This window comes from Streptomyces sp. NPDC003456, assembly GCF_042878735.1.
Taxonomy (GTDB): Bacteria; Actinomycetota; Actinomycetes; order Streptomycetales; family Streptomycetaceae; genus Streptomyces.
This window is the reverse complement of sequence record NZ_JBIAOK010000001.1, coordinates 705,686-726,470: the sequence shown is the minus strand read 5'-3', so window position 1 is coordinate 726,470 and position 20,785 is coordinate 705,686. Positions and strand designations below refer to the sequence as shown.

Below are 20,785 nucleotides of genomic sequence, written 5' to 3'. Positions count from 1 at the left end.
CATCGGATCCGGCGGGGCGCGGCGGCGGGAAGGCCGATGTCGGGGGAGGACCGCGATGCATCCTGCCGCACGCACACGCACGACGTTCCGCACCGGGCCGCTGCCCGCGCCGCAGCCGCGGACCCGGAGGATCAGGTCGCTGATCGACGCCGACGCGCTGCGCGTCCTGCACCGCGCGGCCCGTGTCCTGCTCGACGACCTGCCGGAACTGACCGACCGGCTGCTGGCCGTCCTGGGCGAGCAGGAACCGGCGTACCGGGCCGCCCTGGAGAACGACCGCACCGGCACCTGGCAGGAGGCGTACCGCTCCCTGCGGCACAGCGTCACCTCGCTGATCGACCCGCGCGGCAGCCGGGAGGCGGCCCACCGCTGCACCTGGCGGATCGGGGTGGCCCGGGCCGAGCAGGGACTGCCGCTGGACGCGCTGCTGCACGCGTTCCGGCTGGGCGGGTCCCTCGTGTGGCAGCGGCTGGTCGAGGAGACCGCCCGGGCGGAACCGGAGGACATCCGGCTCCTGGTCCACGTGGCCACGGACGTGTGGAACTTCGTCGACGAGCACTGCACGCTCGTCGCGGACGCCTACCGCCAGGCCGAACGGCAGCTGGCCTGGCGGCGCGAGAACCGCGTGCGCCTGCTGGCGGCCGCCCTGCTGGACGGCACCAGCAGGATCGCCGACCTCCCGGAGACCGCCGAGGGGCTGGGCCTGCCGGAGCAGGGCCGGTACGTCGTCGTCGCGGTCGCCTGCGACCGGCCGCAGGGCCTCACCGGCGTGCGGGCCCTGGCCCCCGCGCACGGCGACGGCACGTACTGGCACGCGGGGGCCGACGTCGACTACGGCATCGTCCTGCTCGGGGACGGCGCGCCGAACGGGCCGGACGGGGCGGACGGCGGGGAGACGGCCGGCGGGTACGGCACCCCGCACCGGGACCCGCTGGCCGCACTCGGCGTGCCCGCCGACGGGGCCCCGGGCCGCCGGGTCGGCATCGGCAACGCCGTGACGGGCCTCGCCGCCGTCGGCGACGCCCGGCGCCTGGCCGACCTGGCCCTGAGCATCTGCCCGGCCGAGGGAGGCACGGTCCGGCTCGCCGAGCATCTGCCCGAGGCCCTGGTCGGCTCCTGTCCGGAGCTGGGCGCCACCCTCACCGAGCAGGTGCTCGGCCCGCTGCTGCGCCTGGAACCGGCCGACCGGGACGTCCTGCTGGCGACTCTCGTCGCCTGGTTCGCCTGCGAGGGCTCGGCCCAGCGCGCCGGTGAGCGCCTGTACTGCCACCGCAACACCGTCCTGAACCGGCTGCGCCGCTGCGAACAGCTGATCGGCCGATCCCTGGCCCGCCCGCACGACGTGGTGGAGATCAGCCTCGCCCTCACGGCCCGCCGCCTGCGGCACGGCTGACGCGGCGGCCCGCAGGCCCGGTCGCGCCTCGTGTTAGCGTGTCCGCCGCAGAGGCAACAGGGCCGCCTGCGGGAACCGAGGGGGAGGTGAGTCGATGACTGTCGTGGAGACCGCTGCCGTGCGCAGTGCCCGCCGGACCATCCTCACGTCCCGGGCCCCGGTCTGACCTGACGTCCCACGCCGCCCTGGAGCCCACCAGGCCGCGGCGATGACCGTCCCGCGCTCATCGGGGCCCCTTCCTCAAGGGCTTTCCACGATGTACCCACCATTCCCGTCCCTGGGTGAGCACACCCCGCCCTGCTGCGGCAGCGGCGAGGAGACCGACAGCCCCACCGGCCCCGAGTGTCCCGAACCGGCGCCGGAGGCCTTCTCCGCGCTCCAGCACGGCCTGCCCCGGCAGGGCCCCGGAACCGGCCGCTCCGCGCCGGTGCTCGCCCGGCAGACCGGCGGGAACGACACCGGTGTGGAACCGCACCGGCCCCGCCCGGACGGGCTCGCCGCCCGGGCGGACGCCCCGGGCCTGGGCGGGCGGATCACGACGGTCGACCCCTCGATGGACCGACTCCCCTTCCCCGACCGCCACTTCGACGTCGTCCGGGCCGAGGGCTCGGACGACCACCCTCCGACCCCCGAGAACGGAACCCCCGTGAGCACCTGGACCACCCGCCCCGAAACCCCCTCGGACATCCCCGGCGTCCGCGCCGTCAACCTGGCCGCCTTCCCGACCGCCGACGAGGCGGACCTCGTGGACGCCCTGCGCGCCGACCCGAGCGCCTGGATCGACGGCCTCTCCATGGTCAGCCAGGCCCCCGACGGCACCCTCGTCGGCCACGCCCTGCTCACCCGATGCCACGTCGACGGCGCGCCCGCCCTCGCCCTGGCCCCCTGCGCCGTCCTGCCGTCGGTCCAGCGCACCGGCGCCGGCTCCGCCGCCGTCCGCGCGGTGCTGGACGCGGCTCGTGCCAGGGGCGAGAACCTCGTGCTCGTCCTCGGGCACGCCGACTACTACCCGCGGTTCGGGTTCACCCCGGCCTCCCGCTTCGGCGTCCGCGCCCCCTTCGACGTGCCGGACGAGGCCATGATGGCCCTGGCGCTGGACGACACCCGCCCCGTGCCCACCGGCACCATCCGGTACCCGGCCGCCTTCGGGGTCTGATTCCCACTGTTCCTGCGGCGCCCCCGGGGTCCCCACCCCGGGGGCGCCGCCGTGCTCTGGGCAGCCGCACAGTCTGCGGCCTGCGGCGTTGGGACCGCGCAGCCACCCGGGCCGGACACCTGTACCGCGCGTCCGCGCCCGTGCTGTCGTGGGCTGCCCTTCCCCCGAAGCACCCGTGCCCGACGGCACGGGACCCGAGGAGCCGTGATGCCCGAAGCACCACCGGACGAAGAGCCCGCCCTGCACATCGAGGGCGTCGACGTGACCTACGGCCGCGCCCTGTCCGCCCTTCGTTCCGTCTCCCTGACCGTCCCGCACGGCACGGTCGTCACCCTGCTCGGCGCCAACGGCGCGGGCAAGACGACCCTGCTGCGGGCGGTGTCGGGCACCCTGCGCCTGCACCGCGGCGCGATCACCGCCGGACGCATCCGCTACGGCACCACGGAACTCGACGGGCGCGACCCGGTCGCCGCGGTGCGCGCCGGGGTCGTCCAGGTGCCCGAGGGGCGCCGGGTCTTCGCCGGGCTCACCGTCGACGAGAACCTGCGCAGCGGCGGTCTCGGCCTGGGCCGGCGCCGCCCCCACCAGGTCGCCGAGGCCCGGGAACGGGTCTTCACCCTCTTCCCGCGCCTGGCCGAACGCACCCGCCAGGCCGCAGGGCTGCTGTCCGGCGGCGAGCAGCAGATGCTCGCCATCGGCCGCGCCCTCATGGCCGCGCCGCGCCTGCTGCTGCTCGACGAACCGTCCCTGGGCCTCGCCCCGCAGATGGTCCACCGCATCGCCGACGTCATCCGCGAGATCAACGCCCAGGGCACCGCCGTCCTGCTCGTCGAGCAGAACGCGGGCATGGCGCTGTCCCTGGCCGACACCGCCCACGTCCTGGAGGTCGGCGAGGTCCGCCTGTCCGGGCTCGCGGACGAACTGGCCCGCACGGACGCCGTCCGGCGGCTCTACCTGGGCGAGACCACCGGTGCCGCCGGGACCACCGGCCCGGCCGGGACCGCCCGCGCCGGCGAGACCGCCGACGGCACCGGGAGCGGCGGGCCCGCGCGTTCCGCCGCGAGCACCGAGGGGCAGGGAGCCGCGTGACCGTCCGCACCACCGCACCGCCCGAACTGGCCGTCACCGACGTGACCGTGCGGTTCGCCGGACTCACCGCCCTGGACACGGTGTCCTTCACCGTCGCCCCGGGCACCGTCCACGCCCTCATCGGGCCCAACGGAGCCGGCAAGTCCACCTGCTTCAACGTGCTGTCGGGTCTGTGCCGCCCCGCCACGGGCACCGTGCGGCTGGGCGACGCCGAGCTGACCCGGCTCGCCCCGCACCGCATCGCCGGCCTCGGGGTCGCCCGCACCTTCCAGAACATCGTCACCACCCAGGGCACCGTCGCCGACAACCTGATGCTCGGCCGCCACGCCCTGTCCCGGGCCGGCTTCGCCGCCAGCGCCCTGCGCCTGCCGCAGGCGCGCCGCGAGCAGCGCGCCCACCTCGGCAGGGCCCGTGAGATCGCCGAACTGACCGGCCTGGCCGCCCACTTCGACAGCCCCGTCGCACTGCTCTCCTACGGCGACCGCAAGCGCGTGGAGTTCGCCCGCGCCCTGTGCCTGGAGCCCAGCGTCCTGCTGCTGGACGAGCCCGTCGCCGGCATGAACGCCGCCGAACGCGCCCGCACGGTGGAGGTCGTGCACGCCGTACGGGCCGAACTCGGCCTGTCCGTGGTGCTGGTGGAGCACGACATGGGCCTGGTGATGCGGCTCGCCGACGAGGTCACCGTCCTCGACTTCGGCCGCGTCATCGCCCACGGCACCCCGGACGAGGTCCGCCGCGACCCCGAGGTGCTGCGCGCCTACCTGGGCACCGGCGCCGAACAGGAGGACGCGGCATGACCACCCTGCTGGACAACGTGTTCAACGGCCTCGCGCTGGGGGCCGTCTACGCCCTCGTCGCGCTCGGCTTCGTCATCATCTTCAAGGCCTCCGGCGTCATGAACTTCGCCCACGGCTCCCTGCTCCTGCTCGGCGGCTACCTCACCGCCGTGCTCCACGACGACCTCGGCTTCGCCGGGGCGCTCGCCGTGTCCGTGCTGGTCACGGCCGCCGTGGCCGGTGCCATGGACCGCTTCCTGCTCCAGGCGGGCGGCGGTGCCGATCCGCACGCCGCCCACGTGCAGACCATCGTCACCATCGGCGTCGACATCCTCATCCTCACCGACCTCTCCCGGCGCATCGGCGGCGACCTGCTCTCGCTCGGCGACCCCTGGGGCGACGCGGTGAGCGGCCTGGGCCCGGTGACCGTGGCCGACAGCCGCATCGCGGCGATCGTGGTCTCGGCCGCGGTCATCGCCGGCGTCTTCGCCCTGTTCCGGTACACCTCGTGGGGCCTGTCGCTGCGCGCCTCCGCGGAGGACGTGGAGGCGGCCGCCCTGATGGGCGTGCGGCTGGTGCGCATCCGCATGCTGGCGTGGTGCCTGGCCGGGGCGCTGGCCGCCCTCGCGGCGGTCTTCCTCGCCGCGTTCCCGGCGCCCGGCCTGGAGCGCACGACCGGGCAGATCGCCCTGAAGGCGTTCCCGGCGGCGATCCTCGGCGGGATGGCCTCGCCGCCCGGTGCCCTCGCGGGCAGCCTGCTGATCGGCATGACCGAGGCGCTCGTCGCCGGCTACCAGTCCGACCTGCACGTCCTCGGCGAGGGCTTCGGCGACGTCGCGCCCTACGCGGTGATGGTGCTGGTCCTGCTGGTGCGGCCCACCGGGCTGTTCGGCGGGAAGGCGGCGGTCCGTGTCTGACCGGCTCACCGGAAACCGTATCGGTGCCGCACGCCTCGGCCGGATCCTCGCGGTCACCGTCGTGCTGTGCGCGCTGCCCTTCTACCTCGACGCGTTCTGGCTGCGCATCGGGCTGTTCTCGATGGCGGCCGCCGTCGGCGCGGTGGGCCTCGGCCTGCTGTCCGGCACGGCGGGCCAGCTCTCCCTCGGGCACGCCTTCTTCCTCGCCGTCGGCGCCTACGGCTACGTATGGCTGTCCGGTGAACCCGGACCCGGGCTGCCGACCGCCGTGGCCGCCGTGCTCGCGGTCCTGCTGGCCGGAGCGGCCGGAGGGCTGTTCAGTCCCGTCGCCGGCCGGGTACGGGGCGTCTACCTCGGCGTGGCCACCCTGGCCCTGGTCTTCCTCGGCCACCACGTCCTGCTCACCGCCGACTCCGTCACCGGCGGGTTCAACGGCCGCTCGGTGCCGCCGCTGGAACTGGGCGGCTTCTCCTTCTCCGCCGACTCCGGACTCACCCTGCTGGGCGTGCCGTTCGGGGCGGAGGAGCGGCTGTGGTACCTGAGCCTCGCGCTGTTCGCCCTGACCTGGTTCACCGCCCGCGGGCTGCTCCGCGGCCGCCCGGGGCGGGCCCTGGTCGCCCTGCGCGACAGCGAGACGGCGGCCGCGGTGATGGGCGTCGACGTCTCCCGCTACCGTTCGGCGGCCTTCGTCGTCTCCTCGATGTACGCGGGCCTGGCCGGGGTGATGCTCGCGCTCGCCTTCCGCCGGGTGGTCCCCGACTACTTCGGCCTGGTGCTGTCCGTCGACTACCTCGCGATGATCGTCATCGGCGGGCTGGGTTCGGTGGCCGGTGCCACCGCCGGCGCCGTCTTCGTCACCGCGCTGCCCCTGCTCATGACCCGCTACGCCGACCAGCTCCCCCTGGTGGCCGCCCCCGGCACCACCGGCGGCACGGTCGGCCCGACCGAGGCCGCCCGCTACCTCTACGGAGCGGCGATCGTCCTGATCCTCCTCTTCGCCCCCGACGGCCTGCACGGGCTGGCCCGCCGCCTGCGCGCCCGCCTGCATCACCGGCGCAACGCCCCACCGCCCCCGTCCCACCCCTCGCCCCGACCCGCACCCGCGTCGTCCGCACGAGCCAAGGAGCCCACCCCGTGAAGTCCACGCACCACACGCATCGCGCACGCCCCACCACGCTCCTGGCCACCGCCCTGGCCGTCCTGCTGCTCACCGCCACCGGATGCAGCTCCAAGGCCGACTCCGCGAAGAACGCGGGCGACGGTGCCGACGGCGTCAAGGCCGGGCCCGGAGTGACCGACAAGGTCATCAGACTCGGCGCCCTGACCGACCTCACCGGCCCCTACGCCACCCTCGGCAAGAGCATCGTGCAGGCCCAGCAGATGTGGGCGGACGAGGTCAACGCCGACGGCGGCATCTGCGGCCGGCGCGTCGAGATCGTGGTCAAGGACCACGGCTACGACGTCCAGAAGGCCGTCACCGCCTACGCCGACCTGTCCGAGGACGTCGTCGCGCTGCCGCAGGTCATCGGCTCACCCGTGATGGCGGCGCTGCTCGACGACATCGAGCGCGACAAGGTGCTCACCTTCCCGCAGGCCTGGGCCGCCTCCCTGCTCGGCCGCGACGCCGTGCAGGTCCTGGGCACCACCTACGACATCGACATGATCGCGGCGGTCGACTTCCTCACCCGCACCAAGGGCCTGGACAAGGGCGACACCGTCGGACACGTCTACTTCGAGGGCGACTACGGCGCCAACGCCCTGGAGGGCTCGCAGTGGGCCGCGAAGAAGGCGGGTCTGCAGATCGCCGGGCAGAAGATCAAGGCGACGGACACCGACCTGTCCGCCCAGGTCTCCGCCCTGCGCAAGGAGGGCGTGAAGGCCGTCCTGATCAGCGCCGGACCGGCCCAGACGGCCTCCCTGGTCGGCGTGGCCGCCTCCCGCGGCCTGAAGGTGCCCGTCGTCACCAGCGCGCCAGGCTACGCCCCGCAGCTCATGAAGACCCCGGCCGCCCCCGCCCTCGCCGCCCTGCTGAACGTCGTCAGCGCCGCCCCGGCCGTCAGCTCCGAGCTGCCCGGAGTGCGCAAGATGGTCGCCGACTACCGGAAGAAGTACCCGGGCGCGCTCCTGGACTCGGGCGTCCTCTCCGGCTACAACGCCGCCCGCCTGATGGGCAACGACCTGAAGAAGGCCTGCGAGGGCGGCAGCCTCACCCGGGAGGCCGTGATCGAGGCGCACCGTGCGCAGTCCGGCGTGGACGTCGGTCTCGGCACCGCCCAGGACTTCTCCGACAAGGCGCAGCCCGCCAGCACCGAGGCGTACATCCACAAGCCGGACGCCAAGGCGGTCGGCGCCGCGGTGAACGTCGAGGACGCGCACACCGCGCCGGGGGTGAAGGAGTACCTCGCCTCCCGCTCCTCCTGACCCACCGAACCGGAGACCGGCCGTGGCCGGCAGCCGCACCCGCCCGGCCGTGGCCGGCAGGACGGGCGGCCGCCGGCCGCGGCCGGTTCGCTGTGCGCGGGCATGATCGCGGCCGGCGGCCCGGACGTCCTCCTTCGTTGCTCCACATGGGTGAAGCCGGCGGGGGCACCCGTGTCTGCGTCACCCAGTGTGAAGGAGAACGATCATGGTGGTCGCCGCAGTCATCGGCGTGTGTGTGGTCCTGGCCGTCCTGGCCTTCCTCGTCCCCCGTCTGTCGCGTCACCCGGAGCGCGGCACGCAGCGGACGCTCGGCGCCGGCGCCCGGGCCGGCGGCAAGGCGCCCGGCCCGCTGGGCCGGCTCTTCAGCAAGCCCTTCCACTCCAGCTCCCGCGCGGTGAGCCGCAGCGGTGCGGCGGGCCGCCGTTCCCGCGGCCGCATGCCGTTCTGACGGGTGACGGAAGCAATCGAACGGGGAGCCGGACGATGAACGCCGAAGACGCGGACAAGCTGCTGGACGGACTGACCGTGGACGCCAGCCGGCGCGAGCAGCCGATCGTGCTCGACGCCGAGGGGCGTCCCATCCGGACCTGGCGCGAGAACTACCCCTACGACCGCAAGATCAGCCGCAAGGAGTACGAGCGGACCAAACGCGTCCTGCAGATCGAACTGCTCAAGCTCCAGCGGTGGGTGAAGGACACCGGCGCCCGCCTGGTCGTGGTCTGCGAAGGACGTGACGCGGCGGGCAAGGGCGGCACGATCCAGCGGTTCACCGAGCGGCTGAACCCGCGCGGCGCCCGCGTGGTCGCCCTGGACAAGCCCACCGAACGCGAGATGGGCCAGTGGTACTTCCAGCGGTACATCGCCCAGCTGCCGACGGCCGGGGAGATCGTCTTCTTCGACCGCTCCTGGTACAACCGGGCCGGCGTGGAGCGCGTGATGGGCTTCTGCTCCAAGGACGAGTACGAGCTCTTCCTCGCCCAGTGCCCGGCCTTCGAGCGGATGCTCGTCGAAGACGGGCTGCTGCTGATGAAGTTCTGGTTCTCGGTGTCCCGCTCCGAGCAGCGCACCCGCTTCGCGATCCGCCAGGTCGACCCGGTGCGCCAGTGGAAGCTCTCGCCCACGGACCTGGCCTCGCTGGACCTGTGGGACGACTACACCGAGGCGAAGGTCGACATGTTCCGCGCCACGGACACCGCCCACGCCCCCTGGACGGTCGTCAAGAGCAACGACAAGCGGCGCGCCCGCCTGGAGACCATGCGCAGCCTGCTCTCGCGCATCGACTACGCCAACAAGGACCACGAGGCGGTCGGCAGCGCCGATCCCCTCATCGTCGGAGCCGCCGACACCCTGCTGGAGCCCGGGGAGGAGGACACGACGCTGTCGCCCACCCCGCTGTCCCCGGGAGCGGACGGGCCGGGCAACCACCCGGAGACCACCGCCCGTTGACGCTCTCACCACGTGACGAGGCCGGGCCCCCACTCCGAGGAGTGGGGGCCCGGCCTCGTCACGAGCGGTGTCCGGTCCTTCTCACCGCCCGGCGGCGGCGCGTGTCTGCGTGCGGTGGTCGAAGTACGCCCACACGGTCACCGCGACCAGGGCGGTGAGGCCGACGGCCAGGACCCGCAGCGCGCCCCCGGTCAGGTAGGCGACCAGGCCGGTCAGCCCTGCGCCGCAGAACATGATCAGGCGACTGACGAAACGGTCCTCGGGCGGCTGGGGATCCTCCCGGTCCTTCAGGTCGTGCACGGCGTCCTTGGCCGGGTGCGCGGAGCCGCGCCGGGCGCGCGCCCGGTAGGCCAGCGCGTAGCTGATGAGCGCGTACAGCGCGAGAGCGCCCAGGACCCAGAGCCAGACGTACGGGTCGTCACTCGATCCTCGTGCCAGGTACACGACACTTCTCCTTCTGCGGCGGGCTCACCGGTGAGCGGGACTCAACTGCTGCCGCCGCCGTGCCCCCGGGCGTCGCCGTCGCCGCCCTCGGGGTCCGCGGGACGGAAGCACGCCATCACCGTCTTGCCGTGCCGCTGACACCTCATGCCCCACTCGTCGGCGAGCTTCTGCACGATCGCCACACCGCGCCCGGAGACCTCACCCGGCTGGGCGTCGCGCTGGCGCGGCAGCCGGGGGTCCTCGTCGTGGACGCTCACGTGCAGGCAGTCACCGTCCCAGGTGAGTACCAGGTGGGCGTCGCTGTGCGCGTGGACGTGCGCGTTGGTGATCAGCTCCGACACGGCCAGCACCACCGAGTCCACCGTGTCCGGCTCCTCGGCGGCCCAGGGCAGGGCCTCGAGGCGCTCGCGTGTCCACTCCCGCCCGGCGCGCACTCCCTCCGACATGGGAAACGAGTGCGCCCACCCCATCGCCTTCACCGCCACGGCCCCGACCACCTCTCTTCCGACCACACGGGCGTCCTGCCAGAACCGACTACCCGGCACCCGGCCCGGCAGACATCGCCGGCCGCGGGCTCACCGCATCGAGCGGCCGGAGTGCGGGGGTCCCTGCCCGGATTCCGGAGGGGACTGCGGCCGCGTGGGCAGGGCCGCCCGGTTGCCCCTGTACGGCACGCGTACGCGAGCCGTACGCCGTCCGTACGGAGGTCCGGGTCTAGGATCGCTGGTGGAGGTGCTGCCATGTCGGAGCTGTTCGACGCCGTCGACGCGCTGGTCGCGTCCCGCTCGCCGCTGCCGCCCGCGCCGGAGCGCAAGCGGCTGCGCCAGGCGCACGGGCTGACGCTGGACCAGGTGGCCGCCGCGCTGAAGGTGCGCCGGGCGACCGTCTCCGGCTGGGAGTCGGCGAAGAAGCCGACCGAGCCCCGCGGCCCGGAGCGCGAGGCGTACGCGCGTCTGCTGAACCGGCTCGCGGAGCTGTACCCGGCGGCGCTGCCGGCCGGCCCGGCCCCCTCGGCTCCGACGGCACCCGCCGGGGCCGCACCTGCCTCCAGGGCCGCGGCCCCGGCAGCTGCCGCCCCGGCCGCGGCTCCGCCACCCTCGGCGTCAGCCGCTGCGCCGCCGGCTGCGGCGCCACCCGCGCCTGTCGCCCCGGCGCCCTCCGGGGCTGCGCCTCCCGCCGCCGAGCCCGCCGCTCCGCGCCGGGCGGCTGCGGCGGAAGCGGGGCGTGCACCTGGGAAGACGGCCGCTTCCCGGGGGACGGCCCCCTCACGGAAGGCACCTGCGGAAGCGGGGACCCCCGCCGATCCCCGCTTCGAGAACGGCCCCCTCGCCGTGGTCGATGCCGACTCCGAGGGGCGCGTCCTGGCGTACTGCACCGGCGGCCTGGTCCTCGACGTGCCCGCCACGACCCTGCCCGCCCTGGTCGCGTGGACCCTGGAGGAAGCGAGGCTCGGCCAGCCGAGGCTGGCCGGCGCGGGCAAGGACGGTGATCCCCTGCTCGTGCTCACGGAGACCGCGCTGGAGCGCTACGGCCTGCCCGTCGCCCTGACCGACGAGGAGAGGCGGACCGGACGGCTCCCGGAGGACCACAAGGTCGTCAGGCACCTCGCGCGTGCCGACTGGAAGCTCACCAAGCGGGGGTTCGGCCCATGGGCCCGGATCTACCGTCCGGCCACCGGCGCCGAGCGCGCCTGCGTCCAGCTCTGCGTCCCGTCCTGGCGCGCCCTCGACCCGCGCCACTGGGGGGACGCCGCCCAGCTGCCCCCGGCCGAACTCGCCCGTCTCCTCGGCCGGTACGCCTCCCTGGTGATGACGCCGCGCGGATCCACGGCCGTCACCGGACTGGAGCTGATGACCGCCCTGCACCCGCCGACACGCGCCTCGGAGCCGGACGCCCACGGCAGGCGGCACTCCGAGCGCAACCCGGGCAGCCTCGGCAAGGACCCGGTGGACTGCGCCCCGTGTGAGGCCCCAGACGGGCACCCGCTCCTGGCCGACCTGCCCCGCTTCCATGTCCGCGGCCCCGACGAGAAGTTGTTCGAGGAGGCGTACGACTGGGCGCGGCCGATGACCGACGACGAGTGCGCCCAGCGGCATCTGGTCGGCATCGACGTGAACATGGCCTTCGCCGCCGGAGCCAACGGCCTCGTCGTCGGCCTCGGCGGACCGACCCACGTGAGGGCACCGGAGTTCGACGCGAAGCTGCCGGGCTCGTGGCTGGTCGACCTGTCCCACGTCGACCTGTCCCGGGTGCGGACCGGCAAGGAGCGGTGGGCCGACCTGGACGCCGGTCTGCTGCCCAGCCCGTTCACCCCCACGGGCGAACGCCCCGAGGGCCCGGCCTGGTACGCCACCCCCACCGTCGCCTACGCCGTGGAACTCGGCTACGAGGTGCGCCCGATCGAGGCGTACCTCCGCTACGACAACGGCCGTTACCTGGACGCCTGGTACGGCCGGCTGCGCGACGCCTACCTGGCCACGATGGCGGACCTGGGGGTGCACGCCGACATGGCGCCGGCCGACTTCCTCGCGGCGATGGCCGGGTACCGCGACCGCGACCCGCAGGCGGCGATCGTCGCCGACGCGATCAAGGCGACGGTCAAGGGCGGACTGGGCAAACTCCGCGAGCGGCCCCGGGGCGAGGGCTGGCGGCCGGGCCGGCCCTGGCGTGCCCTGTCCCGCCCCACATGGCGGCCGGACATCCGCGCGGCGGTCATCTCGCGCACGCGGATCAACCTCCACCGCAAGATGGTGAAGCACGCGGCGTTCACCGGGCAGTACCCGGTCGCGGTCCTGTCCGACTGCGTCGTGTACGCGGCCGAGGGGACCGGTCCGCTGGACTTCCTGCCCTACCGGGAGGGCAAGCCCCTGCCGGGAGGGTTCAGACTGGGGGTCAACCCCGGTCTCGTGAAACACGAGGGCACCCAGACCGTGCTGTGGGGCGAAGAGGTCCGTGAACGGTTCGGCGCGCCGGAGCTCAACCTCGCCCGGTACATCAAGGACGGCGCCGTCACCGGCGCCGACAGCGGGGAGTAGCGGCCGATGAGCACCCTCGGGGAGGGCCTGGAGGCCGCCGTGCGCAAGGCGTTCACCCGCCCGGCGCCCAAGACCGCGCCCGCGCAGATGCGTTACCTGGTCCGGCAGCTCAAGGGCACCGGGCAGGTGGCCCGGTTGCTGCGCGTCTCCCAGCGCACGGTCGAGCGGTACGTGAAGAACCAGATCAGGAAACCGCGGCCGGACCTCGCCGCACGGCTGGAGCGCGAGGTGAACCGGCGGTGGCAGCCCCAGGTCCGGGCCAGGGCACGGCAGCGGGCGGCGACGACCGGCGGCATCGTCGTCGACACCCGGGCCCGGATCGGCTACACCGCGCCGATCGGGACGACCGACGAGGACCGGCTGCGCCACCTGACGGTGGCGCTGCCCCCGCAGTACGCGGCCCGGCTGTTCGAGGCCCAGCAGCAGGGCGCACCCGAACAACGCCTGCGCGAGATCACCGCCGAGGGCCTCAGGGAGATCTACTTCCAGGACGGCGGCCGCCGAGCAGGACAGCTCGAGGAGGTCCGCTTCACCGACATCGACCACGTCGAGTTCGACCTGTAGCCCCGTCAGGAGCCGGTGCGCGGCCTTGACATGACCTTCCCTCTGCGATCGGCTGCGGATCACCATGCCGAGATCCGGGGGGATCCTCATGAACCGCACGCTCCGTACCGCCCTGTGTTCCGTCGCCGTGGCGGGCCTCGCGGCCGGACCGACCGCCTGCTCCGAGGCGGTCGATCAGGTCGACAAGGCCGTGAACGAGACCTACCGGGTCACCTACGAGGTCACGGGCGAGAACGTGGACTCGATCGAGTTCCACGGGGGCGGCGGCACCGCCATGGAGCCGAGGATCGAGTCGGTGTCGAAACCGGAACTGCCCTGGAAGAAGACCGTCACCCTGCGCGGCATCATGCCTGCCGCCGTGATGCCCGTCGCCGTCGACCCGGAGGGCGCCGAGGTGACCTGCACGATCCTCTACAAGGGTGAGGTGATCGAGGAGCAGAGCGCCGAGGGCCTGGTGACCTCGGGCGGTTGCACCGCCGAGTCCCCGGTCGGAGGCTGACGGCCGGCGCACGGGGCGCGCGGCTCACCCCAGGCGCAGCAGGAGCGGGGGCGTCACCGCAGGCGCAGCAGGAGCAGGGCGACGTCGTCCAGGTGCGCGTGCGTGGGCAGGGCATGGCGGATCAGGTCGTCGGCCAGCTCGTCGAGGGGCCGTTCCCCGGTCGTGGTGAGGTAGTCGGCGACCGTCGCGATCGACTCCGTGATGTCGGCGCCCGGCGCCTCCACCAGACCGTCGGTGTACAGGGCCAGGAGCGACCCGGCCGGCAGCGTCGTGGTCGAGACCGGGTAGAGGGCGTCGACGCCCGTGTCGATGCCCAGCAGCGGCCCCGGCTCCACGTCGAGCACCTCGGTGCGGGGCTCGGCCCCCGGCGTCCGCAGCAGCGGGGGAGGATGCCCGGCGCTGGCGAGGAACATCCGGCGCTCGGCGAGGTCGAGGTGCAGGTACAGGCAGGAGACGAACAGATCGGTCTCCAGGTCGAGCAGCACGCGGTTGGTGCGCGCGAGGACCTCGTCGGGCCGCCCGCCGGCGGTGGCGTGCACGGCGGTGCGCACCTGGCCCATCAGGGCCGCCGCGTGGATGCTGTGCCCCTGCACGTCGCCGATGACGGCGGCGGCGGACGTGTCCCCGAGGCGGATCAGGTCGTAGAAGTCGCCGCCGATGTCCATGCCGTGCGCGGCGGGCAGGTAGCGGGCGGCGACGCCGAGTTGGGGGACGGGCGGCAGGGTCACCGGCAGAAGCGCCTGCTGCAGCCCGTGCGCGAGGTCGTGCGTGGCGTCGTACAGGCGGGCCCGGTCCATCGCCTGGGCGATCAGCCCGCCCAATGAGACGAGCACGGCGCGTTCGCCGGCGCTGAACGTGCGCGGGCGGTCGTAGGAGAGCACGCAGCAGCCGACGCGGCGGTCGGAGACGACCAGGGGCAGGAAGGCCCAGGCGTGCTTCCCGCTGACCATGGTCGCCCGGGGGTACGCGCGGGACATCTCGCCGCGGTCGGAGAAGAAGGACGGGACGCCGCTCCGCAGGATGTGGCCGGCGGGCGTCAGGTCGGTGTCCAGGGGCAGGCCGTCGAGACGGGCGATCGTGCGGGGGTCGTACCCCCGCTGCCCGGTGATCTTCAGCCGGCCGGCGTCCGCCGCGGAGACGACGACGCTCTGGGCATTGAAGGCCGGCACGATCTGATCGCCCACCACATGGATCACGTCGGCCACGGTGACGGTCTGGCTGAGCGCCGCGGCGAGGTGGATCAGCTGGTGGATCCGGCCCGTGCCGGCGCCCTCGGGCGGGGCGGGTACCGGGGGCGCGGGAGACGGCGCGGTGCCCGTGGCACGGGAGTCGCGCCGGGGCTGAAGGAGCGCGCTGATCCCGCTGTCGCTCGGGTGCAGCTGGATGTCGAGCCAGGTGTCGGGCGGGCGCAGCGCCGTGTAGGAGACGGACTCGCGGCTGAAGACGGCCGTGCGGTAGTGGTCCTCGTGGACGGGGGTGTCGAGCCAGGGCACGGCCTGCCAGGGCAGGGTGCCCAGGAGGCGTTCGGGCCCCAGGCCGAGCAGCCGGGCGGCGGCGTCGTTGACGTAGGTGATGCGCCCCTCGAGATCGAGGCCGAGGGCGCCGATGGGCAGCCGCTGGACCAGGTCGGCGGCGGCGAGACCGGCCTGGGCCGTGTCCGGTTCCGGCGGGTGCAAGGGCACCGCGCGAGGCTGGTCCGGGACGAGGGAGGGGGTGGACGACTCCTCCAGCGCCTGGGTGACGCGCTGCGCACTGGACAGGATGTGGCCGCGCTCGCGACGGGTCAGGGAGGGCGGATGGGTCGCCGACCACACCAGGGCCAGGGCCCCCCACCGGCGCACGCCGTTGAGCGGGGCGAAGGCCAGCGCGAACCGGTACGGCAGCCCCGCCGCGGCGTTCGGGTACAGCCGGGCCAGGTCCTCCTGCCGTCCCACCCAGACCAGGCGGTCGTCCCGCACCGCCTCGGACAGCGGCCCCGCGGCCGACACGGCCACCCGCCACCAGGGCGCGACGGCCATCACCGGAACCCCGCACACGAGGGTCAGCCCCAGCACCGGCTCGGACGGCGACAGCAGGTACACGCCTCCGGCGGAAGCACCCGTGCGCCGCACCGTCGCGCTGAGCGTCTCCTCCAGCGACGAGCCGTCACGCACCTCGCCATCCAGCTGGTCCACATGTCGACCATAAGCGACAAAAGCCCCCTCCCGTGAGGTGGGTGGAGCACGGCGGCCCCGGCGTCCGGCCGCCGCCCGGCGGTACCCGTCGCGGGCGGCCGGTGTGTGGAAGGGTGGAGGAGAACGCCGATCCGCGAGGTGAGCACCATGTCGTTCCCGTGCCGGGCGTCCGGGCCCCCGCAGTGGTCCCGGTACGGCGGCCCCCCGGCGCGTCCCCTGGCCGTCCCCAGCCGTGTGCCGCAAGGTGAACGAGTCGCCGGACGGCGGGGAAGCGGTGGGTCCGTCCACTGAGGCGCTGTGGCGGCCGACACGCGGAAGGGGCGAGTGCGATGAGCGGAGCGGATCAGCACGCGGAGCCTCCGGAGCATCCGGAGGGGCCCGTGTCCGGCCCGAGCGGGCTGCCGGACCTGCTGGGCGTCGCCGCCGTCCTCGCCGAGGCCGACGGCCGCATCGACATGTGGAGCCCCCAGGCCGAGGAGCTGTTCGGCTACACCCGCGAGGAAGCGGTCGGGCAGTACGCGGCCCAGTTGCTGCTCAGCCCCGAACACCGGGAGACGGCCATCAGACTGTTCGCCGAGGTCATGATCACCGGACGGGGCTGGGCGGGCTCCTTCCCCGTCCGGCGCAAGGACGGCAGCGGCCTCATGGTGGAGTTCCGCAACATGCGGCTGACGGACAACCTCGGCGACCACTACGCCCTGGGACTGGCCACCGACCGGGCCCTGCTGCGGCAGGTGGAACGCAAGGTGGCCCTGTCCAGCCAGCTGGTCGCCCAGGCGCCGATCGGTCTGTCCGTCCTCGACACCGAGCTGCGCTACGTGGCGGTCAACCCGGCCCTGGCGTCGATGCACGGCGTCTCCGAGGCGGGTCACCTCGGCCGGGGCTTCCGCGAGATCCTGCCCGGCGCTCCCTTCGAGGCCGCCGAGAACCAGATGCTGGAGGTCCTGGCGACCGGTCTGCCCGTGGTGGACCAGCAGGTGGTGGGCCGTACCCGGGCCGACCCCGACCACGACCACGCCTGGGCCGTGTCGATCTACCGCCTCCAGGACCACGCCGGCAACGCCCTGGGCATCGCCAACGTCGTGGTCGACGTGACCGACCGCTACGAGGCGGCCAGGGAGGCCGAGCGGGCCCGGCAGCGGCTGCGCCTGATGGCCGACGGGTCCGCGCGCATCGGGACCACCCTGGAGGTGGAGCGGACCGCGCAGGAGCTGGCGGACGTGCTCGTGCCCGACCTCGCCGACATGATCGCCGTGGACGTGCTGGACTCCGTGCTGCGCACGGGCCGGCCGGACATCGGCGAGAAGCCGCCGCTGTTCCGCGCCCTCGCGGTGAAGACCGCCTACCCGACCGACGCCTCCGAGGCGATCATGGCGCCGGGCCAGCTCACCACCTACCACGCCGACCACCCGGCGGCCCACTGCCTGCGCACCCGCCAGCCCCTGCTGATCAGACACCTGGACAGCGGCGAGCTCCGCCGGGTTGCCGCCGACGCCGCCGCGGCCGACCTGCTCGCCCAGGCCGGCGTCCACACCGACATGGCGGTCCCGCTCATCGCCCGCGGGCAGATCATCGGGGTGATGAGCCTGGCCCGCGCGCGCAACCCGGAGCCCTTCGACGACAACGACCTCACGCTCGCCTGCGAACTGGCCTCCTCCGCGGCGCTGAGCATCGACAACGCCGTACTGCACCAGCACATCCGCACGGCCGCCGAGACCCTCCAGCGCAGTCTGCTGCCGCAGCCCTCGCCCCACCGCCCCGGCCTGGAGATCGCCGCCCGCTACCGCCCGGCGCAGGCGTTCAGCGAGGTCGGCGGCGACTGGTACGACATCATCCCGCTCAGCGGCGACCGCACCGCCCTGGCGGTGGGCGACGTCATGGGCAGCGGCATCCCCGCCGCCACGACCATGGGCCGGCTGCGCACCGCCACCTCCACCCTCGCCGCACTCGACCTCGAACCCTCCCGGATCCTCAGCCACCTCGACCGCATCACCCAGGGCCTCGACCCCTACATCGCGACCTGCGTGTACGCGGTGTACGACCCCCGGCTGCGCCGGCTGCAGGTGGCCTGCGCGGGGCACCTGCCGCCGGTCCTGGTGCGCGACGGCGGGCCGCCCGAGCTGCTCGACCTGCCCACCGGCACCCCGCTGGGGGTGGGCGGCGTCCCCTTCGAGAGCACGACCTTCGACATGCGCCCCGGCGACCAGCTCGTCCTGTACACCGACGGGCTGGTGGAGACGCGCGACGATCCCATCGACCGGCGCCTGGAGGACCTGGTGGACCTGCTGTCCCCGCCGTACGGCTCCGTGGAGGAGACCTGCGACCGGCTCCTGGAACGGCTGCGAGGGCCCACCGACCACGACGACGTGGCCCTGCTCATCGCCCGGGCCCGGCCGCTCGGCACTCCCGCCGAGGGCGCATGAAGCGGAACGGCCCCGGACACGGGGGCGGCCCGGCCCCCGCGACGGACGCGGGGGCCGGGCCGGCCCTGGTGTGCGGTGCGGAGTCCGTCAGCCCTGGCGGGCCTTGAAGCGCGGATCCTTCTTGTTGATCACGTACGTGACGCCCCGGCGGCGCACCACCTGTGCGCCGGGCTTGGCCTTGAGCGCGCGCAGCGACGTGCGCACCTTCATGTCGGTCTCCTCCGTGTCGGGCGCCCGGTCAGCGCCGGGCGGCGGCGCCGCCGTAGCGGCGCTCGAAGCGCTCCACGCGTCCTGCGGTGTCCACGACGCGCGAGGTGCCGGTGTAGAAGGGGTGGCTCGCCGAGGAGATCTCCACGTCGACCACCGGATAGGTGTGGCCGTCCTCCCACTCGACCGCGCGCTGCGAGTCGAGGGTGGAGCGGGTCAGCAGGGCGAAGCCGGCTGCCCGGTCGCGGAAGACGACCGGACGGGAGACGGGGTGGATCGCGGTCCTCATGGCTGTCCTTTCGTCGGGGGCCTCCCGCCGCCGGGCGGCGGGAGGCGGGCGGTCAGCGCTCCTCGCGGAACGGGACGTGGGCCCCGGCGACCGGGTCGTACTTGCGCAGGACCAGCCGGTCGGGGTCGTTGAGGCGGTTCTTGCGGGTCACGTAGGTGACGCCGGTGCCGGCCGTCGACTTCAGCTTCACGACGGGCCGCGCGCTGCTGCGTGCCATGAGGACTCCTTTCCCGCCGACACACGAGCCTTCGATTGACTCAGGCATGTCAGACATGGGTCTCAACCACCTGCACCGGCTCCGCATTCCCGAGCCACCCGCCCCGTCCGGCCGACCCGGTCGGGACGACCGCAGGGCCGGCGGAACCGGGAAACATGCCGCGGCCGGAGTCCCCGCGCCCCCGAGGGCGGAGAACTCCGGCCGTGTTCCGCCGGTGGCGCTACTTCGCGCCGAGGCCGGCGTCGTCCACCTCGGGCTTGCCGTCCGCCTTGAGCACCTTGTTGAGCAGCTTCAGGTCGTAGATGCCCTGCAGGCTGGGCTTCTCCAGCAGACCCGCCGTGACCGCGTGCTTCGCCTGCGTGTTCAGCGTGGAGGCCAGCGGGTCGTCGAGGAACGTGACGGACTTCCACGCCGGGTCGAGGACCTCGGCCGGCAGCGCCTTGCCCGCCAGCTCCTTCAGGGCCTTGTTGGCGGACTCCTTCGCCTTGTCGGGGTTGGCGTTGATCCACTCGTTGGTCCGCACCGAGCCGCGCAGCACGGCCTCGACGACGTCCGGGTGATCCTTGAGGAACTTCTGCGACACGATGATGTTCGTGATCACGAACTTCTTGTCCGGCCACAGCGTCGACTCGTCGAGCAGGACCTTGCCGCCCTCGGCGACCAGCTTCGAGGCGGTCGGCTCCGGCACCCACGCGCCGTCGATGGAACCGGACTTGTAGGCGTCCGGGGTGATCTTGTTGTCGGTGCGGACGACGGAGACGTCACCCGCGCCGCTCTTGGCGTCCACCTTCCACCCCTGCTCCGCGATCCAGTTGAGGAACGCGACGTCCTGGGTGTTCCCGTGCTGCGGCGTGGCGATCTTCTTGCCCTTGACGTCCTTCAGGGACTTGATCTTCTTCGGGTTGACGACCAGCTTGACGCCCCCGGAGGCCGAACCGCCGACGATGCGCAGGTTCTTGCCGTTGGACTTGGTGTACCCGTTGATCGCCGGGGAGGGGCCGATCCAGCCGATGTCGATGGCGCCCGCGTTCAGCGCCTCGATCTCGGACGGCCCGGCGTTGAAGGTCGACGCCTTGATGGTGGTGCCGCCGAGCTCCTTCTGGATCAGTCCCTCCTGGACGCCCACGAGAGCCGTGGCGTGCGTGAGGTTGGGGAAGTAGCCGATCTTCACCTGGTCGGCGGAGAGCTTCTCGGCGCCCGCCGCGACCTCGCTCTTCTTGCCGTCGTCGGTGGACTCGGAGCCGTAGCCGCAGGCGGTCAGCAGGAGGGGGAGCGCCGCGAGGGCGGCGAGGGTGCGCAGGCTGGTGAACGGTCTTGCGGCAGACACTGAGGTGTCCTCTCGGCAGATGAAGGATAGGGAAGGCGGGCGACGGTGTGGGGCGGGCCCGGGGCATGCGTCGAAGATCGCTCGCCGGCTCGGACGGGGAAGCCGTCCGGGCCGCCGGGCGGAGCGTGGGGGAGGGGTGGCACGACGCTCCGGCGCAGGAGTTCCCCGGCGACCCGGGAGGTCAGCGGGGTGTGCGGGAGCCGTCGGCCGGCGGCGTCGCGGTCTGCGACGTCTCAGGCGGGCCGACACATGGCACTCGCCGTACGGGCGAAGTCGATGTGCCGGCGTGAGGTCAGGAAAAGCAGCGCGAGGGCTGTGGAGTTGAGCATGCGCACGGCCACACCTCGCTGTTCCCTAGCTTTCCTACCTGGCTGCTAGGGATCGTGGCAGAAGACGGTCTCCGCCCCA

The 20,785-nt window shown here is 73.7% G+C and carries 21 protein-coding genes; 13 read left to right on the top strand and 8 right to left on the bottom strand.

Features of this window, described 5'->3' with window-relative positions:
- Positions 1 to 55: 55 nt before the first annotated feature.
- From ACFYWG_RS02800 to ppk2, 9 genes are all read left to right on the top strand, one after another.
- On the top strand, positions 56 to 1,393 hold the full coding sequence (locus ACFYWG_RS02800) for a PucR family transcriptional regulator (protein ID WP_385413962.1): 1,338 nt from the start codon (positions 56 to 58) through the stop codon (positions 1,391 to 1,393).
- Positions 1,394 to 2,039: 646 nt separating this feature from the next.
- Positions 2,040 to 2,549: a GNAT family N-acetyltransferase gene (locus ACFYWG_RS02795; protein ID WP_383511832.1), complete on the top strand. Its 510-nt coding sequence runs from the start codon at positions 2,040 to 2,042 to the stop codon at positions 2,547 to 2,549.
- Between the two features lie 207 nt (positions 2,550 to 2,756).
- Positions 2,757 to 3,638, top strand: coding sequence for an ABC transporter ATP-binding protein (locus ACFYWG_RS02790; RefSeq protein ID WP_376331071.1), 882 nt, complete (start codon positions 2,757 to 2,759; stop codon positions 3,636 to 3,638).
- Complete coding sequence (locus tag ACFYWG_RS02785; RefSeq protein ID WP_383511771.1) at positions 3,635 to 4,435, top strand: ABC transporter ATP-binding protein; 801 nt, start codon at positions 3,635 to 3,637, stop codon at positions 4,433 to 4,435. The genes ACFYWG_RS02790 and ACFYWG_RS02785 overlap by 4 nt, the downstream gene beginning before the upstream one ends.
- A complete protein-coding gene (locus ACFYWG_RS02780; protein WP_383511773.1) occupies positions 4,432 to 5,331 on the top strand; it encodes a branched-chain amino acid ABC transporter permease in 900 nt (299 codons plus the stop codon). Before ACFYWG_RS02785 ends, ACFYWG_RS02780 begins: the two co-directional genes overlap by 4 nt.
- Before the next feature lie 19 nt (positions 5,332 to 5,350).
- Entirely contained in the window at positions 5,351 to 6,469 is a 1,119-nt protein-coding gene (locus tag ACFYWG_RS02775; RefSeq protein WP_389199450.1) for a branched-chain amino acid ABC transporter permease, read from the top strand.
- Positions 6,466 to 7,752, top strand: a complete 1,287-nt coding sequence (locus ACFYWG_RS02770; protein WP_389198846.1) for an ABC transporter substrate-binding protein — start codon at positions 6,466 to 6,468, stop codon at positions 7,750 to 7,752. Before ACFYWG_RS02775 ends, ACFYWG_RS02770 begins: the two co-directional genes overlap by 4 nt.
- Before the next feature lie 205 nt (positions 7,753 to 7,957).
- The gene (locus ACFYWG_RS02765; RefSeq protein ID WP_376331062.1) at positions 7,958 to 8,200 is read left to right on the top strand and encodes a DUF6411 family protein; all 243 of its coding nucleotides are present in this window, start codon (positions 7,958 to 7,960) and stop codon (positions 8,198 to 8,200) included.
- Between the two features lie 35 nt (positions 8,201 to 8,235).
- Complete coding sequence (ppk2, locus tag ACFYWG_RS02760) at positions 8,236 to 9,198, top strand: polyphosphate kinase 2 (protein ID WP_383511991.1); 963 nt, start codon at positions 8,236 to 8,238, stop codon at positions 9,196 to 9,198.
- Positions 9,199 to 9,279: 81 nt separating this feature from the next.
- Here ppk2 and ACFYWG_RS02755 read toward each other — a convergent pair whose 3' ends face one another.
- Both ACFYWG_RS02755 and ACFYWG_RS02750 read right to left on the bottom strand, forming a co-directional pair.
- Positions 9,280 to 9,642, bottom strand: a complete 363-nt coding sequence (locus ACFYWG_RS02755) for a hypothetical protein (protein ID WP_376331058.1) — start codon at positions 9,640 to 9,642, stop codon at positions 9,280 to 9,282.
- Between the two features lie 41 nt (positions 9,643 to 9,683).
- Complete coding sequence (locus ACFYWG_RS02750; RefSeq protein ID WP_383511362.1) at positions 9,684 to 10,127, bottom strand: ATP-binding protein; 444 nt, start codon at positions 10,125 to 10,127, stop codon at positions 9,684 to 9,686.
- A gap of 255 nt (positions 10,128 to 10,382) precedes the next feature.
- Here ACFYWG_RS02750 and tap point away from each other — a divergent pair, with 255 nt between their 5' ends.
- The 3 genes from tap to ACFYWG_RS02735 all read left to right on the top strand — a co-directional run bounded on the left by tap (position 10,383) and on the right by ACFYWG_RS02735 (position 13,740).
- Complete coding sequence (gene tap / locus ACFYWG_RS02745) at positions 10,383 to 12,677, top strand: telomere-associated protein Tap (protein WP_389198843.1); 2,295 nt, start codon at positions 10,383 to 10,385, stop codon at positions 12,675 to 12,677.
- Between the two features lie 6 nt (positions 12,678 to 12,683).
- A complete protein-coding gene (gene tpg / locus ACFYWG_RS02740) occupies positions 12,684 to 13,241 on the top strand; it encodes a telomere-protecting terminal protein Tpg (RefSeq protein WP_376327924.1) in 558 nt (185 codons plus the stop codon).
- A gap of 88 nt (positions 13,242 to 13,329) precedes the next feature.
- The gene (locus ACFYWG_RS02735; protein ID WP_383511357.1) at positions 13,330 to 13,740 is read left to right on the top strand and encodes an MmpS family transport accessory protein; all 411 of its coding nucleotides are present in this window, start codon (positions 13,330 to 13,332) and stop codon (positions 13,738 to 13,740) included.
- Between the two features lie 53 nt (positions 13,741 to 13,793).
- Here the strand turns inward: ACFYWG_RS02735 and ACFYWG_RS02730 are convergent, their stop codons facing one another.
- Complete coding sequence (locus tag ACFYWG_RS02730) at positions 13,794 to 15,914, bottom strand: SpoIIE family protein phosphatase (RefSeq protein WP_389198840.1); 2,121 nt, start codon at positions 15,912 to 15,914, stop codon at positions 13,794 to 13,796.
- 329 nt (positions 15,915 to 16,243) lie between these two features.
- Between ACFYWG_RS02730 and ACFYWG_RS02725 the strand changes: the two genes are divergently transcribed.
- Positions 16,244 to 18,337, top strand: a complete 2,094-nt coding sequence (locus ACFYWG_RS02725) for a SpoIIE family protein phosphatase (protein ID WP_383511353.1) — start codon at positions 16,244 to 16,246, stop codon at positions 18,335 to 18,337.
- Between the two features lie 87 nt (positions 18,338 to 18,424).
- Here the strand turns inward: ACFYWG_RS02725 and ykgO are convergent, their stop codons facing one another.
- The 5 genes from ykgO to ACFYWG_RS02700 all read right to left on the bottom strand — a co-directional run bounded on the left by ykgO (position 18,425) and on the right by ACFYWG_RS02700 (position 20,706).
- Positions 18,425 to 18,547 (bottom strand): type B 50S ribosomal protein L36, encoded by a 123-nt coding sequence (gene ykgO / locus ACFYWG_RS02720; RefSeq protein WP_376327917.1) that lies wholly within the window; start codon positions 18,545 to 18,547, stop codon positions 18,425 to 18,427.
- Positions 18,548 to 18,575: 28 nt separating this feature from the next.
- Positions 18,576 to 18,833, bottom strand: coding sequence for a type B 50S ribosomal protein L31 (locus ACFYWG_RS02715; protein ID WP_389198837.1), 258 nt, complete (start codon positions 18,831 to 18,833; stop codon positions 18,576 to 18,578).
- A 52-nt stretch (positions 18,834 to 18,885) separates the two neighbouring features.
- A complete protein-coding gene (rpmG, locus tag ACFYWG_RS02710) occupies positions 18,886 to 19,050 on the bottom strand; it encodes a 50S ribosomal protein L33 (protein WP_383499512.1) in 165 nt (54 codons plus the stop codon).
- Between the two features lie 220 nt (positions 19,051 to 19,270).
- Positions 19,271 to 20,377, bottom strand: a complete 1,107-nt coding sequence (locus tag ACFYWG_RS02705) for an ABC transporter substrate-binding protein (protein ID WP_376327913.1) — start codon at positions 20,375 to 20,377, stop codon at positions 19,271 to 19,273.
- A gap of 233 nt (positions 20,378 to 20,610) precedes the next feature.
- Positions 20,611 to 20,706 carry a putative leader peptide gene (locus ACFYWG_RS02700; RefSeq protein ID WP_376327912.1) on the bottom strand — a complete coding sequence of 32 codons (96 nt, stop codon included), beginning with the start codon at positions 20,704 to 20,706 and terminating at the stop codon, positions 20,611 to 20,613.
- Positions 20,707 to 20,785: the final 79 nt, after the last annotated feature.

Coding starts and splice junctions, on each gene's coding strand:
- ACFYWG_RS02800 (WP_385413962.1), top strand. CDS start 56: ATGCATCCTGCCGCACGCACACGCACGACGTTCCGCACCGGGCCGCTG.
- ACFYWG_RS02790 (WP_376331071.1), top strand. CDS start 2,757: ATGCCCGAAGCACCACCGGACGAAGAGCCCGCCCTGCACATCGAGGGC.
- ACFYWG_RS02780 (WP_383511773.1), top strand. CDS start 4,432: ATGACCACCCTGCTGGACAACGTGTTCAACGGCCTCGCGCTGGGGGCC.
- ACFYWG_RS02765 (WP_376331062.1), top strand. CDS start 7,958: ATGGTGGTCGCCGCAGTCATCGGCGTGTGTGTGGTCCTGGCCGTCCTG.
- ppk2 (WP_383511991.1), top strand. CDS start 8,236: ATGAACGCCGAAGACGCGGACAAGCTGCTGGACGGACTGACCGTGGAC.
- tap (WP_389198843.1), top strand. CDS start 10,383: ATGTCGGAGCTGTTCGACGCCGTCGACGCGCTGGTCGCGTCCCGCTCG.
- tpg (WP_376327924.1), top strand. CDS start 12,684: ATGAGCACCCTCGGGGAGGGCCTGGAGGCCGCCGTGCGCAAGGCGTTC.
- ACFYWG_RS02735 (WP_383511357.1), top strand. CDS start 13,330: ATGAACCGCACGCTCCGTACCGCCCTGTGTTCCGTCGCCGTGGCGGGC.
- ACFYWG_RS02725 (WP_383511353.1), top strand. CDS start 16,244: ATGAGCGGAGCGGATCAGCACGCGGAGCCTCCGGAGCATCCGGAGGGG.
- ykgO (WP_376327917.1), bottom strand. CDS start 18,547: ATGAAGGTGCGCACGTCGCTGCGCGCGCTCAAGGCCAAGCCCGGCGCA.
- ACFYWG_RS02715 (WP_389198837.1), bottom strand. CDS start 18,833: ATGAGGACCGCGATCCACCCCGTCTCCCGTCCGGTCGTCTTCCGCGAC.
- rpmG (WP_383499512.1), bottom strand. CDS start 19,050: ATGGCACGCAGCAGCGCGCGGCCCGTCGTGAAGCTGAAGTCGACGGCC.
- ACFYWG_RS02700 (WP_376327912.1), bottom strand. CDS start 20,706: ATGCTCAACTCCACAGCCCTCGCGCTGCTTTTCCTGACCTCACGCCGG.